Here is a 13,867-nt window from a genome sequence, read left to right on the forward strand (position 1 = left end):
GTGGCGGGCCGGGCGCGGGGGGCGCGGCGGCCCGCCCGCGGGGGGGGCGGCGCGGTCGTTCCGGGCGGCGCCCCCGTCCCCGCGGCCTGCGGGCCGTGAACTGTCGCTCAGCGCGAAACCGTCAGCGGGTGGCGGCAGCAGGCCGGCTGGCCGGCCGCCGGCCGCCGGCCGCCGCGTCAGGCGGCCGCGACGCGCGCCGGCGCAGCCGCGCCGCGCCACCCGGCACGGGCCCGCACCACGAGCGTCACGACGACGGCCGCAGCCGCCGCCACCACCGCCGCGACGGCGGTCGGCGTCGACACCAGCGGCCCGTCGAGCCGCGCCACCGCGACCCACGCCAGCCCCCACGCGAGCGACGCCGTCGGAGCCAGGCGCCCGCGACCCCACACGGCGAGGAGCACCCCGACCAGCCCGGCCACGAGTGCGACCACCACGCCCCACACGTCCTGCGACAGCCCGAAGCCCCGGAAGCCCGCGGCGGTCAGCACCGCGGCCGTGTTCGCCGCCGTGGCGACGCACACCCACCCGAGGTAGAGCCCGAACGTGCCGTCGGTGACGATCGCCTCGACGATGCCGGACGGCCGCGAGCGACGCAGCAGCACGAACGTCCAGACGAGCACGGCGAGCAGCGCGACGATGATCGGTTCGCTCAGCCACAGGAACCCGAACTGCACCGACAGGATCCACGCGGCGTTGAGCAGCAGCGACAGCACCGCCGGCACGGTCAGTCGGGCGTGACGCTCGTCGTCGGCGGTGCGGAAGCACTGCCGGACGGCGTAGGCGAGCAGCCCGACGTAGATGACGCTCCAGATCGAGAACGCCGGCCCGTCCGGCGCGATCGCCGTCGACGAGGCCGACAGTGCTCCGCCGGCAGCGTCCTGGATGGGCGTCCCGCCAGCGGCTCCCGAGCCGACGAACGCGCCGACCACCGCGACGACCGCGCTCACCGCGACCGCGATCCGCTTCCAGATCCTCTTCATGACAGTCCCTTTCGTCAGCATGCTGATGACCTGCACCGTAGGCGCGTGGCCGAGACCGGCGGGCAGCGCACGTCCAGCCGGCGGGGGACGGACCGGACTGGAGGCGCGGTGCGGGCCCGACCCGCGCCTCCTGGCCCGCACGTCGGTCGCGTCCGACCGCCGCGCGCTCACCCTGCGTACGGTGGTGTCGTGTCTGTCGAGCTGAACACCGTCTACGTCGACCGGATCGCCCCGATCGCGAGTCCGTCGCTCGACGACACCTTCCGGATGCTCGAGGACCAGGGCGCCAGCGCGTGCATCGTGCTGCACCAGCCCGACGCCCAGGAGCTCGGCGACGTCGCGGTGGCCCTCGGCCTGCACGAACTCGCGGTCGAGGACTCCGCCGAGGGGCACCAGCGCCCGAAGCTCGAGCGCTACGGCTCGACGCTGTTCGCCGTCCTGAAGCCCGCCCTGTACAACGACCAGCAGGAGGAGGTCGCGTTCGGCGAGGTGCACGCCTTCGTCGGCGAGGAGTTCTTCCTGGTGGTCGTGAAGGCCGATCCGCGCGGCAGGCAGACCGTCCCGCGGGCACTGCAGCGGATGAGTGGCAAGCCGGGGCTCGTGACCGTGGGGCCGCAGGCGCAGCTCTGGGCGCTGATGGACTCGATCGTCGACGGCTACCTGCCGGTGATCGACGGCCTCGAGGAGGACATCAACCAGATCGAGGACCAGCTGTTCGCGGGCGAGGCCGGGGTCTCGCGCCGCATCTACGAGCTGTTCGGCGAGGTGGTGGACTTCCAGCGCGCGGCCCGACCGCTCATCCACATCATCGAGAACCTGCACCGCGGGGCCGAGAAGTACCACCTACCGGTGGAGATGCAGCGTCGGTTCCGCGACGTCCTCGACCACGCCATCCGCACGGTCGAGCGGCTGGACACCTTCCGGCAGCTGCTGCAGAACGCGTTGACGGTCGACTCGACCCTCGCGGCGCAGAAGCAGAACGACGACACGAAGAAGATCTCGGGCTGGGCGGCGATCCTGTTCGCCCCGACGCTCATCGCGGCGATCTACGGCATGAACTTCACGCACATGCCCGAGCTGCAGTGGCGGTGGGGGTACCCGCTGGCGATCGTGGCGATGGTCGTGTTCGCGGCGGCCCTCTACGTCGCGTTCAAGGTGAAGCGCTGGTTCTGACGCGCATCCGTGTGCGATCCCTGCTCCAGTTCGTGTGCGCCCCCGGGGCATCTGCGCGCGTCGTGTTGCTGGGAGCGCTCCCAGAGCGCGAGACTGCTGGAGCCGTCACCGTCGCCGACTGGAGCCCACATGCCGAACGACCTCGTCCACCTCTCTGCCGGGGGCGTCTCGCTCGTCCTCGACTGCCGTGACCACGCGCTGCCGGCCGTCGTGCACTGGGGCGCCGCGCTCGGGCCGCTCGACGCTACCGAGCTCGCGGCCCTCGCGGACGCCGACGTCCTGCCGCTCGCGGGCAGCGAGCCGGACCACCCCGTCCGCGTGGCCGTCCTGCCGGAGCCGCACCGCGGCTGGACGGGACGGCCGGGCCTCACCGGGCACCGGGACGGCCGGGACTGGTCACCGGCGTTCACCGTCACCGCGCTCGAGGTGACCGACACGACGGCGGACCCGGCCGGCTCCGCCGCCCGGGACACGACCGGCGCGTCGGACCCGGCCCGCCCCGCGGCCCGGGTCGGTACGGACGCCGAGGCCCCGGCCGGCCCCGCCGCCAGCGTCGTCGCCGACGCCGAGGACACCACCGCCGGGCTCCGCCTGCGCCTGACGATCGAGATGCTCGCGTCCGGACTCGTCCGCACGCGTGCCGCCGTCACGAACACCGCGGACGGCGTGTACACGCTCGACGACCTCACCGTCGCACTGCCGGTCCCGTCCCGTGCCCGCGAGGTCCTCGACTTCGCCGGGCGCTGGGGCAAGGAGCGCACACCGCAGCGCCGCGAACTCGTCGTGGGCACGCACGAACGCGAGAGCCGCAAGGGGCGCACCGGCCACGACGCCGCGACCGTCCTGAGCGTCGGCGTCCCCGGGTTCGGCTTCGCCCGCGGCGAGGTCTGGGGCGTCCACACGGCCTGGAGCGGCAACCACCGGCACGCGGCCGAGCGCCTGGCCACCGGACGGCAGGTCCTCGGCGGCGGTGAGCTGCTGCTGCCCGGCGAGGTCCGGCTCGGGCGTGACGAGACGTACGAGGGCCCCTGGGTCTACGCCGCGTACGGGGACGGCCTCGACGACCAGGCCGCCCGCTTCCACCGCTGGCTCCGGAGCCGTCCGCAGCACCCGACGACCCCGCGCCCGACCACCCTCAACGTCTGGGAGGCCGTCTACTTCGACCACGACCTCGCCCGCCTGACCGACCTCGCCGAGCGTGCCGCCCGGATCGGGGTGGAGCGGTACGTGCTCGACGACGGCTGGTTCCGGGGCCGCCGTGACGACCACGCCGGCCTCGGCGACTGGTACGTCGACGACGCGGTGTGGCCGGACGGGCTCGGCCCGATCGTCGACCGCGTGCGGGCGCTCGGCATGCAGTTCGGCCTCTGGTTCGAACCCGAGATGGTCAACGAGGACAGCGACCTCGCCCGGGCGCACCCGGAGTGGATCCTGCAGGCCGACGGGCGGCTGCCCGTGCGTGCCCGCGACCAGCAGGTCCTCGACCTCGCGGTCCCCGAGGCCTTCGCGTACGTGCTCGAACGGATGACCGCGATCATCGGCGAGTACGGCATCGAGTACGTCAAGTGGGACCACAACCGGGACCTCGTCGAGGCCGGGCACGCGGGCGGGGGCGCGGCCGTGCACGAGCAGACGCTGGCCGCCTACCGGCTCATGGCGACGCTCAAGGAACGGTTCCCGACGCTCGAGATCGAGTCCTGCGCGTCGGGCGGCGGGCGCGTCGACCTCGGCGTGATCGAGCACACCGACCGGGTGTGGGTGTCCGACGACATCGACCCGCTCGAACGACAGCAGATGCACCGGTGGACCCAGCAGCTCCTGCCGCCGGAGCTGCTCGGCGCGCACGTCGCCAGCGGGCGGAACCACTCCACCGGCCGCGTGCACGACCTGGCGTTCCGCGCCGGCACCGCGATCACGGGCCACTTCGGCATCGAGTGGGACCTCGTCGAGGCCACCCCGGAGGAGGAGTCGGCGCTCGCCGAGTGGATCGCCCTCCACCGCGAGTGGCGCCCGCTGCTGCACGGCGGGGACCTCGTGCGGATGGACGAGGTCGACGACTCCCGGCTCGTGTACGGCACCGTCGCCCCGGACCGGCAGCGCGCGGTCTTCTTCCTCGCGAGCGTCGGCCGGTCCGAGGTGTCCGGCTCCGGGCGCCTGACGTTCCGCGGGCTCGACCCGGACACCTCGTACCGGGTCGACCCGGTCGTCGTCGGCGCGGGGTTCGGCGTCGTCGCACCGCCGTGGTGGTCGGGGGACCGGGTCTTCCGCGGCCGCACGCTCGAGACCGTGGGCGTGCAGCCACCGCTGGTCCCGGCGGACTGCGTGGTGCCGTTCCGGCTCACGGCCGTCTGAGCAGCGGCCAGGAGGCGCGGCGCGGCCGGGCGCTGCGGGTCGCCTCGGCCGCGTGGCGCGCCCGGTAGGCTTCCGGTCATGCCGCACCCCGGACACGCGACACGTGCCACGCCGGTCTGGGCCCTGAAGCTCGCGGTCGTCACGGGACTCGTCGGGGTGGCCGGCGGGATCGCCGGCGTCTCGGTGTGGCTCGCGCTGCAGCTCATCCAGTTCGTCGCGTTCGGCTACCCGTTCGGCGGCCACCTCGAGGCGGCGGACGCCCCGAGCGCGCTGAACCGCTTCCTGGCGCTCCTCGCCGCCGGCGTCCTGACCGGTGTCGCCTGGTGGGCACTCCGACGCTGGGGCCGTCCGGTGGTCTCGGTGCCCGCTGCCGTCGGCGGGAAGCGGATGCCCGCCCTCGCGACGGTGGCCAACGCCGGCGTCCAGATCCTCGCCGTGGGGCTCGGAGCGTCGATCGGAAAAGAGGTGGCGCCGCGCGAGATCGGGGCGTGGCTGTCCCAGCTCGTCACCGCCCGGGCCGGGCTGACCGCCCGCGAGACCAAGATCCTCGTCGCGTGCGGCGCCGCTGCCGGCCTGGCGGCGGTGTACGACGTCCCGCTCGGCGGTGCCCTGTTCGCGGTCGAGGTGCTGCTCGGCGAGCTCACGTTCGCGACCGCCCTGCCGGCCTTCGCGACGAGCGCGATCGCGGCCTTCGTGGCGCGTCTCGTGATCCCGGACGAGGTGCTCTACCACGTGCCCTCCATGCACCTCTCGTCGTCCCTGCTCGTCTGGGCCGTGCTCGTCGGACCGGTGCTCGGGTTCGCCGGCGTCGGCTTCGTGAAGCTCACGAACCGGTTGCAGGGGATCGCACCGAAGGGGTGGCGGCTGCTCGTGGTGCTGCCGGTCGTGTTCGCGATGGTCGGCCTCATCGCCGTCCCCTTCCCGGAGATCCTCGGCAACGGCCGGGCGCTCGGCGTCCTCGCGATGAACACCTCGCTCGACGACGGATCGGTCGCGGGGCTGTCCCCGATCCTGTTCCTGCTCGCGCTCGGTGTCGTCCGGACCATCACGACCTCGGCGACCATCGGGGCGGGTGCGGTCGGCGGCACGCTCACCCCGTCCATCGCGATCGGTTCGGCCGTCGGCGGCGGCCTCGGCGGCCTGTGGCTCCTGCTCTGGCCGACCGACGGACCGAGCCTCACCGCGTTCGCGTTCATCGGCGCGGCGGCGTTCCTCGCAACCACCATGCGGGCGCCCTTCACCGCGCTCGTGCTCGTCGTCGAGTTCACCCAGCAGGGCACCGACATCCTCATCCCGTCGCTCCTGGCGGTCTCGGGCTCGGTCGCGGTCGGCTACGTGCTCGCCCGTCGTCGCAGCGCGCAGATGGTCTGAACAGTTCGTCACGATCCGGTGCGCGGCTCGTCCGGCGCGCCTACGATCGGCCGCACGACGGGGCGTCCGGTTCCGTCCCCGAGACGAGGAGTGACCGATGGCGGGGTTCGACGACATCACCAAGAAGGCCCAGGAGTTCCTGAAGGACGGCAAGGTCCAGGACGCCCTGAAGAGCGAGAAGGCCGAGGGGATCAGCGACAAGGTGCTCGACGGTGTCGCCGACGCCGTGAAGAAGGCGACCGGCGGCAAGTTCGACGACAAGATCGACGGCGCCCGCGACGCCGCGGACAAGCAGGTCGGCAACGAGTGACGCGCTTCCCGCGCGACGAGTGACGCGCTTCCCGCGCGACGAGTGACGCGCTTCCCGCGCACCGTGCGAACGGCCCCGGACCACGTGTCCGGGGCCGTTCGCCGTCAGCGGTGCCCGTCCGACTGGACTCCTGGCCGCGAGCAGACCACGATTGACGGGTGACTGTCGTGGCGCCGCACCAACCGCTCACCGAGTCCGAGGTCGAGGCGATCAAGCAGGACTTCCCGATCCTCCAGCAGGAGGTCAACGGGTTCCCGCTCGCCTACCTCGACTCCGGGGCCACCGCCGAACGACCCCGGCAGGTCCTCGACGCCGAACGCCGGTTCCTCGAGCACGACAACGCCGCCGTCCACCGCGGTGCGCACACCCTCGCCGCCCTGAGCACCGACGCGTACGAGGACGCCCGTGCCACGGTCGCCGGGTTCATCGGTGCCGCGACGCCGTCCGAGGTCGTCTGGACCGCGAACGCCACCGACGCCCTGAACCTGGTCGCCTACGGCATGGCGAACGCCAGCCGTGGTCGCGGCGGCGTCGACGCCGAGCGGTTCCGGCTGGCAGCCGGGGACGAGATCCTCGTCACCGAGGCCGAGCACCACGCGAACCTCGTGCCGTGGCAGGAGCTCGCCGCGCTGACCGGCGCGACCCTCCGCTGGGTCCCGGTCGCCGACGACGGCACCTGGACGGCCGAGGCCGCAGCCGCACTGGTCTCCGACCGGACGAAGGTCGTCGCCTTCGCCCACGTCTCGAACGTGACCGGCATGATCGCCCCGGTGTCGGCCGTCGTCGCCGCCGCCCACGCACACGGTGCGCTCGTGGTGCTCGACGCGTGCCAGTCGGCCCCGCACCGACCGCTCGACGTGCAGGAGCTCGGCGTCGACTTCGCGGCGTTCTCCGGCCACAAGATGCTCGGGCCGAACGGCATCGGCGTGCTCTGGGGCCGCCACGAGCTGCTCGACGCCCTGCCGCCGTTCCGCACCGGTGGTTCGATGATCACCACGGTGACGATGGAGGGCTCCGAGTACATGCCGGCGCCCGAGCGGTTCGAGGCCGGCACGCAGCCCGTCTCGCAGGCCGTCGCCCTCGCCGAGGCCGTGCGGTACCTGCAGGGCATCGGCACGGAGCGGATCCGCGCGCACGAGGAACACCTCGCGGAACGCATGCTGACCGGACTCGCCGCCGTGCCGGGGATCCGGGCCGTCGGTCCGCCGGCCGGTGTGCCGCGCTCAGGACTCGTGTCGTTCGACGTCGACGGCGTGCACGCCCACGACGTCTCCCAGTACCTCGACGCCCAGGGCATCGCCGTGCGCTCCGGCCACCACTGCGCCCAGCCGCTGCACCGCCGCCTCGGCCTCGTCGCCACGAGCCGGGCGAGCACGTACGTCTACACGACCGAGCAGGACGTCGACCGGTTCCTCACCGCCGTCGGCGAGGTCCGCCACTACTTCGGAGCCACCGCGTGAACGCCCTCGACTCGCTCTACCAGCAGGTCATCCTCGACCACGCGAAGGCCCGGCACGGCGACGGCGAGCTGCCCGACGCCGACGCCGAGCACTTCGAGCGCAACCCCACCTGCGGCGACGAGATCACCGTGCGCGTCCGGCTCGAGCCGGGGACCGAGCGCATCGCCGCACTCGCGTGGCAGGGGGACGGCTGCTCGATCTCGATGGCCTCGGCGTCGGTCCTCACGGACATGGCGGTCGGCCGCACGGTGCCCGAGCTCCTCGCCCTCACCGAGGAGTTCCGCACCATGATGCGGTCCCGGGCTGCCGGCGAGCCGGACGAGGACGTGCTCGAGGACCTCATCGCCTTCCACGGAGTCTCGAAGTTCGTCATGCGGGTCAAGTGCGGGATGCTCGCGTGGGTGGCGGCCGAGGCCGCCGCGCGCGAGGCGACCACGCGCTCCTGACGCGACCGGTCTGCGGTCCGGGAGGCGCGGGTCGGGCCCGCACCGTCCCTCCTGGACCGCAGTCCGCGCGTCACGGTTCGTCACCATGCGTGACGCACGGGGGAACGAGCCGTAGCGTCACGGCCGTGAGCACGAACAGCGAGCACCGCCAGATCCGGTTCAACGCCTTCGACATGAACTGCGTGGCGCACCAGTCCTCCGGGCTCTGGCGCCACCCGCGCGACCGGTCCCGTCACTACAACGACCTGTCCTACTGGACCGGCCTCGCGCAGCTCCTCGAACGCGGGAACTTCGACGGCATCTTCATCGCCGACGTCCTCGGCACCTACGACGTGTACGGCGACTCGAACGAGGCCGCGCTCCGCACCGGGTCGCAGGTCCCCGTGAACGATCCGATCCTGCTCGTCTCCGCGATGGCGTCGGTGACCGAGCACCTCGGCTTCGGGATCACCGCCGGGACCGCCTACGAGCACCCGTACCCGTTCGCCCGGCGCATGTCGACGCTCGACCACCTCACGAAGGGCCGCGTCGGCTGGAACGTGGTGACGGGCTACCTGCCGAGCGCCGCGCGGAACATGGGCCAGACCGACCAGCTCTCGCACGACGACCGCTACGACGTCGCCGACGAGTACCTCGAGGTCCTCTACAAGCTGTGGGAGGGCTCGTGGGAGGACGACGCCGTGGTCGAGGACCGCGAGACCGGCGTCTTCACCGACCCCGCCAAGGTGCACCCGATCGAGCACCACGGCACGCACTTCGACGTCCCCGGGATCCACCTCTCCGAACCGTCCGTGCAGCGCTCGCCCGTGATCTACCAGGCCGGGGCCTCGCCGCGCGGCATCCGCTTCGCGGCCGAGAACGCCGAGGCGGTGTTCGTCGGCGCGCCGACCGTCGAGCAGCTCGCCGTGACGGTCGGGAAGGTCCGCGACGCCCTGGAGGCCGCCGGCCGGGACCGGTACGCCGCCCGCGTCTACACGCTGCTGACCGTGATCACCGACGCCACCGACGAGCTCGCCCAGGCGAAGTACGAGGACTACCTGTCCTACGCGTCGGAGCTCGGCGCGCTCGTGCTGAACTCCGGCTGGATGGGTGTCGACCTGTCGCAGTGGGACCTCGACGAGCCCCTCGGGGACGTCGAGTCGAACGCGATCCAGTCGGCGGCGGCGAACATCGCGGCGGCCACCGGGTCCGACGGGTCGAAGTGGACGATCCGGGACCTCGCCCGGCACACCGCGATCGGCGGCCTCGGCCCCGTCGCGGTCGGTGGCGGTGCGACCATCGCCGACCGGCTCGTCGAGATCCAGGAGCAGACCGACGTGGACGGCTTCAACCTCGCCTACGCGGTGACACCCGGCACGTGGGAGGACGTCATCGAGTTCGTCGTGCCGGAGCTCCGCGCCCGCGGGGTCTACCCCGACGGGTACGAGCCCGGCTCCCTGCGGCACAAGCTGCACGGCCGCGGCGACCGGCTGCCGGCGGAGCACCGCGGGGCGTCGTTCCGGGTCGGGGAGCAGGCGGTCGTACGCTGAACGGGTGACCGGGTCGTCGTTCGTCGTGCGGGCCGCCGCCCGGGACGAGGCCGCGGCCTGCATCGAGCTGTGGACGGCGGCGGTCGCGGCGCGGGACGGTGTGCCCCGGTCGGCGGCGGTGCGGGACCGTGCCCGGTCGAAGTTCGCGGCCGCCCGTGTCGCACTCGTCGTGGCGTCGTCGCCGTCGTCGGCCGCGCTCGCCGGCTCCGCGCTCGCCGGCTCCGCGCTCGCCGGCTCCGCGCCCGCCAGCCCCGCGCCCGCCGGCTCTGTGTCGGCGGGCTCCGTGCTCGCCGGCTTTGCGCTTGTCACCGAGCCGGGGACGGGACTGCCGGGCGACCCGGACGACGCGGCGTACCTCTCGCTGCTCGCCGTCGATCCGCGCGCGCAGGGCCACGGACTCGGTCGGTCCCTGCTGCAGCGCGCCGTCGCCGAGGCCGGTGCCGCCGGGTACGCCCGGACCCTGCTGCACGCCCTCGACGACAACGCGCCGGCGCTCCGGCTGTACCGCGGCGCGGGGTTCGAACCCGTCGGCGAGCCCTTCCCGCACGCGCTGAGCGGCCGGCCCACCCGTGCGTGGGTCGCGGACGGCGCCCGGACGGCTCCGGCTACGCGGGTTCGGGCAGGGGCGACTGCAGCGCGTCCACCGCACTCGGCCACGGGGCCCACTTCGCCCGGGGCGCCACGAGCAGGTACGGCTGGGGCGTCGGGTAGCTGACGAGTTCGAGCGTCGATCCCCACGGGGTCCTCGTGTAGACGAACCGGTTCCCCTCGCCGGCCTCGAGCCCGCGCAGGTCTCGCGGGTCCGAGTTGCGGGTGCCCCCGGCGGCCTCGATGCGGGCGAGCGTGTCGTCGAGGTCGTCGGTGTGGATCGCGAGGTGCTGCCAACCGATGTCCGCGGGGTGCACCGCGCCGCGCTGGTCCGGTCCGAGGTACTCGAAGAGCTCCAGCCCCGGCCCCTCCGGGAGTGCGAGCATGCGCATCGCGCCCTGCGCCATCGTCGACGGGATCCCGAGGTAGCGGTGCGCCTCGGGGGTGCCGTTCGGCTCCTCCGAGCGGCACCGCATGTCGTACAGGACGACGGCGTCGAACGCCGCCTCGAAGAACGCCGTGGCTGCGTCGATGTCCGGCACCGTGACGCCCACGTGGTCGATCCTGATTCCCCTGCTCATACGACGATCGTGACAGCTCGGCGACCGGACGTTCCGGCCGGTGGCCGAGGGTGCGGTCCCGATGCGGCTTCCCGCACTCCGCACGAGGTGAGGTGAGGCTGTCCTCACCAGAAAACCCCTGATCAGGGTAGCCTCACCATGCTGGCGCCGCTCGCGACGGCGTGGCATCCTGACGTCCATGTCGACCGCAACCGACCTCGTCCTCCCCACCACCGACCACGACACCGCCAGCGCCGCCAAGCTGAACTGGCTGCGCGCCGGCCTCCTCGGCGCCAACGACGGCATCGTCTCGGTCGCGGCGGTCCTCGTCGGGGTCGCCGGTGCCGGGGCCGGGACCGGACCGGTCATCGCGGCCGGGACCGCTGCGCTCGTCGGCGGGGCCGTGTCGATGGCCCTCGGCGAGTACGTGTCGGTCAGCGGGGCCCGCGACGCGCAGCGCACCGGCCAGGCCGCGCAGCAGGCGCAGCTCGAGGCGGAGTCGGAGGACGCCGGCACGATCGCCGCGCACTACCGCGCGCTCGGGGTCGACCCCTCGGTGGCGAGCGCCGTCGCCGACGAGCTCGTGCGCCCCGAGGTCCGCAGCCGACGCGCCGCCGCAGCGCTCCGCGACGCCGAGGACGAGGTCGTCAGCCCGTGGCGTGCCGCCTGGGTGTCGGCGGCGACCTTCACGACCGGCGCCGCCCTGCCCTTCCTCGCGATGCTCCTCAGCCCGGAGTCCGCGCGCGTCGCCGTGACGGTGGTCGCGGTGCTCGTGGCGCTGGCCGCCACCGGGACAACCGGCGCGGCGCTCGGCGGTGCCCCGCGCACGCGGGCGACGATCCGCGTCGTCACCGGGGGCGCACTGGCACTCGCCGCGACGTACGCCGCCGGGGCGATCCTCGGGGCGCACGCGCTCTGAGGCGTCGACCGGCTCCGCTCCGCTACGGTGCGGCCGGACCGCCGGCGGCGAGCTCGGCCGCCAGCGAGGCGTTGCGCTCCCGGATGAGCCGCGGCAGGTAGCGGGCCAGTGCGAGGCGTTCCGCGGCGAGTCCGAGCACACCGAGCGGTGCGCGGAACGCGATCTCGTCGACCATGCGCGTCCCGTCGGCCGTCGCCTCGAACCGGTGCTCGTGCCGGAACCGGGCGAACGGTCCACGCACCTGTTCGTCGACGAACCGGTGCGGCGCCTCCAGTGCCGTGATCCGACTCGTCATCCGCCACACGATCCCGAAGTGCCGAGCGCGCCACGTGACGGACTCACCGAGCCCGATCGTCCCGGTGGTGGTGCCGTCGACGGCCCGCTCGCCGCTCGCGGCCATGGAGCGCTCGTGCGCGCCGATGTCGAGCGACAGCCGGAACACGCGCTCCGGCGGGGCGGCGAGGTCGGTGACGACCCGGAACGCGACGGTCACGGGACCGGCCAGGCGGTGCGGACCGACCGGTCGTCGTCACGCAGGACGGCGGCGAGCAGCTGGTCGTGCCGCACGCCGTGCTGGAGCACCGCGGACCGCTGTCGGCCCTCGTACCGCAGCCCCAGGCGCTGGGCGACCGCGATCGAGCCGCGGTTCTCCGCCATCGCGCGCCACTGGACGCGGACCAGTCCGAGCCCCTCGGGTGCCGGCGCGAACGCCCACCGGAGCACCCGGTCCGCCGCCTCGGTCACGAAGCCCTGCCCGCGGGCGTCGGGGTGGGTGGCGTACCCGATCTCGGCACCGCCGGCGGCGAAGCCGAACAGCCCGACCGTCCCGAGCAGCCGGGGGTCGTCGGACCGTCGGATGGCGAACTCGTAGCGGACGTCCGAGGCCCAGCCCTCCTGCACCACGGCCGTGAGCCAGTGGTGCGCCTCGGCGTGGCCGTACGGTTCCGGCATCGGGATGAACGCCACGACGTCGGGATCGGTCGCGTACGCGACGACGTCGTCGGCATCGGAGAGCTCGGGGACCGAGAGGACCAGCCGCTCGGTCCGGAGCGTGACGGGGTCCATGGGGCGAGCCTAGCGAGCGGCCGGGCCGCGGTAGCGTCGAGGGCATGACGTTCGACGCGCTCCCGTTCCCGGTCATCGACGGACACAACGACCTGCCGTGGGAACGGCGGGAGACCCACGACTCCGGCGTCGAGGGCATCGACTCCGAGCAGGGATCGCTGCACACCGACCTGCCGAAGCTCCGGGCCGGGGGCGTCGTCGGCCAGTTCTGGTCGGTCTTCGTCCCGACGGACGTCCCCGACCCCGTCCGGGCGACGCTGCAGCAGGTCGACCTCGCGCACCGGATCATCGAGCGCTGGCCGGACGCCCTCGCCCTCGCCCGCACCGCCGCCGAGGTCCGCGCCGCGATCGACTCCGGCCGCACCGCGTCGCTGCTCGGTGCCGAGGGCGGTCACTCGATCGGCGACGACCTGGCGGTGCTCCGCGACCTCGCCCGCCTCGGGGTGCGGTACATGACCCTCACGCACAACGACGACACGCCCTGGGCCGACTCGGCCACCGGCTCCCACCCGCACGGCGGCCTGACCGACCGTGGGCGCGAGGTGGTGGCCGAGATGGAGCGGATCGGGATGCTCGTCGACCTGTCGCACACGTCGCCGGAGACGATGCGCGACGCCCTCGACGTCGCCACGCAGCCCGTCGTGTTCAGCCACTCGTCGACGATCGCCGTGAACGACCACCCCCGGAACGTGCCGGACGACGTCCTCGCCCGCCTCGGGGACAACGGCGGCGTCGTGATGATCACCTTCGTGCCGAAGTTCGTGTCCCGCGCGTGGGCCGACTGGGAGGACGCCGGATCGGTCGGGGAGCCCCCGCTCGTGACGGTGTCGGACGTGGCGGACCACGTCGAGCACGCGCGGGACGTCGCCGGCGCGGCGCACATCGGGCTCGGTGGCGACTACGACGGCACGCCCGTGCTCCCGCCGGACCTCCGCGACGTGTCGCGCTACCCGGTGCTGGCGGCGGAACTGCAGCGGCGTGGGTGGGGTGCCGACGACCTCCGGGCGCTCGCCGGTGGCAACGTGCTGCGGGTGCTCGAGGCGACGGACGAGCGGTTCGCGCGGACGGCGCACGTGCGCTGACGGACGGGGGCGCGGGCGCGGTGCGCCGTGCG

At 73.7% G+C, this 13,867-nt stretch carries 14 protein-coding genes; 10 read left to right on the top strand and 4 right to left on the bottom strand.

Annotation, left to right across the window (positions count from 1 at the left end; genetic code table 11):
* Nucleotides 1–176: 176 nt before the first annotated feature.
* On the bottom strand, nucleotides 177–980 hold the full coding sequence (locus tag ACIQUC_RS16545) for a tryptophan-rich sensory protein (RefSeq protein ID WP_022905669.1): 804 nt from the start codon (nucleotides 978–980) through the stop codon (nucleotides 177–179).
* A gap of 189 nt (nucleotides 981–1,169) precedes the next feature.
* Here ACIQUC_RS16545 and ACIQUC_RS16550 point away from each other — a divergent pair, with 189 nt between their 5' ends.
* The 8 genes from ACIQUC_RS16550 (at nucleotide 1,170) to ACIQUC_RS16585 (ending at nucleotide 10,336) form a co-directional block, all read left to right on the top strand.
* Nucleotides 1,170–2,153 carry a magnesium and cobalt transport protein CorA gene (locus ACIQUC_RS16550; RefSeq protein ID WP_402269113.1) on the top strand — a complete coding sequence of 328 codons (984 nt, stop codon included), beginning with the start codon at nucleotides 1,170–1,172 and terminating at the stop codon, nucleotides 2,151–2,153.
* 129 nt (nucleotides 2,154–2,282) lie between these two features.
* Nucleotides 2,283–4,505, top strand: a complete 2,223-nt coding sequence (locus tag ACIQUC_RS16555; protein WP_402269115.1) for an alpha-galactosidase — start codon at nucleotides 2,283–2,285, stop codon at nucleotides 4,503–4,505.
* A 78-nt stretch (nucleotides 4,506–4,583) separates the two neighbouring features.
* The gene (locus ACIQUC_RS16560) at nucleotides 4,584–5,876 is read left to right on the top strand and encodes a chloride channel protein (RefSeq protein ID WP_402269117.1); all 1,293 of its coding nucleotides are present in this window, start codon (nucleotides 4,584–4,586) and stop codon (nucleotides 5,874–5,876) included.
* Between the two features lie 97 nt (nucleotides 5,877–5,973).
* A complete protein-coding gene (locus ACIQUC_RS16565) occupies nucleotides 5,974–6,186 on the top strand; it encodes an antitoxin (RefSeq protein ID WP_402269119.1) in 213 nt (70 codons plus the stop codon).
* A gap of 167 nt (nucleotides 6,187–6,353) precedes the next feature.
* On the top strand, nucleotides 6,354–7,646 hold the full coding sequence (locus ACIQUC_RS16570) for a SufS family cysteine desulfurase (protein WP_402269306.1): 1,293 nt from the start codon (nucleotides 6,354–6,356) through the stop codon (nucleotides 7,644–7,646).
* Nucleotides 7,643–8,092 (top strand): Fe-S cluster assembly sulfur transfer protein SufU, encoded by a 450-nt coding sequence (gene sufU, locus ACIQUC_RS16575; protein ID WP_402269121.1) that lies wholly within the window; start codon nucleotides 7,643–7,645, stop codon nucleotides 8,090–8,092. The genes ACIQUC_RS16570 and sufU overlap by 4 nt, the downstream gene beginning before the upstream one ends.
* A 125-nt stretch (nucleotides 8,093–8,217) precedes the next feature.
* Nucleotides 8,218–9,621 carry an LLM class flavin-dependent oxidoreductase gene (locus ACIQUC_RS16580; protein ID WP_402269123.1) on the top strand — a complete coding sequence of 468 codons (1,404 nt, stop codon included), beginning with the start codon at nucleotides 8,218–8,220 and terminating at the stop codon, nucleotides 9,619–9,621.
* A gap of 4 nt (nucleotides 9,622–9,625) precedes the next feature.
* Nucleotides 9,626–10,336 carry a GNAT family N-acetyltransferase gene (locus ACIQUC_RS16585; protein ID WP_402269125.1) on the top strand — a complete coding sequence of 237 codons (711 nt, stop codon included), beginning with the start codon at nucleotides 9,626–9,628 and terminating at the stop codon, nucleotides 10,334–10,336.
* Here the strand turns inward: ACIQUC_RS16585 and ACIQUC_RS16590 are convergent.
* Entirely contained in the window at nucleotides 10,227–10,790 is a 564-nt protein-coding gene (locus ACIQUC_RS16590) for a VOC family protein (protein WP_022907123.1), read from the bottom strand. The genes ACIQUC_RS16585 and ACIQUC_RS16590 overlap by 110 nt on opposite strands.
* Before the next feature lie 178 nt (nucleotides 10,791–10,968).
* Here ACIQUC_RS16590 and ACIQUC_RS16595 point away from each other — a divergent pair, with 178 nt between their 5' ends.
* Nucleotides 10,969–11,688, top strand: a complete 720-nt coding sequence (locus ACIQUC_RS16595) for a VIT1/CCC1 transporter family protein (protein ID WP_022907124.1) — start codon at nucleotides 10,969–10,971, stop codon at nucleotides 11,686–11,688.
* Between the two features lie 22 nt (nucleotides 11,689–11,710).
* Here the strand turns inward: ACIQUC_RS16595 and ACIQUC_RS16600 are convergent, their stop codons facing one another.
* Nucleotides 11,711–12,181, bottom strand: coding sequence for an SRPBCC family protein (locus ACIQUC_RS16600; protein ID WP_022907125.1), 471 nt, complete (start codon nucleotides 12,179–12,181; stop codon nucleotides 11,711–11,713).
* Nucleotides 12,178–12,753 carry a GNAT family N-acetyltransferase gene (locus tag ACIQUC_RS16605; RefSeq protein WP_402269128.1) on the bottom strand — a complete coding sequence of 192 codons (576 nt, stop codon included), beginning with the start codon at nucleotides 12,751–12,753 and terminating at the stop codon, nucleotides 12,178–12,180. The genes ACIQUC_RS16600 and ACIQUC_RS16605 overlap by 4 nt, the downstream gene beginning before the upstream one ends.
* 44 nt (nucleotides 12,754–12,797) lie before the next feature.
* Between ACIQUC_RS16605 and ACIQUC_RS16610 the strand changes: the two genes are divergently transcribed.
* The gene (locus ACIQUC_RS16610) at nucleotides 12,798–13,835 is read left to right on the top strand and encodes a dipeptidase (protein ID WP_402269130.1); all 1,038 of its coding nucleotides are present in this window, start codon (nucleotides 12,798–12,800) and stop codon (nucleotides 13,833–13,835) included.
* The last annotated feature ends 32 nt before the right edge of the window (nucleotides 13,836–13,867 follow it).

This window comes from Curtobacterium sp. NPDC098951, from assembly GCF_044759965.1.
Classification (GTDB): Bacteria; Actinomycetota; Actinomycetes; order Actinomycetales; family Microbacteriaceae; genus Curtobacterium.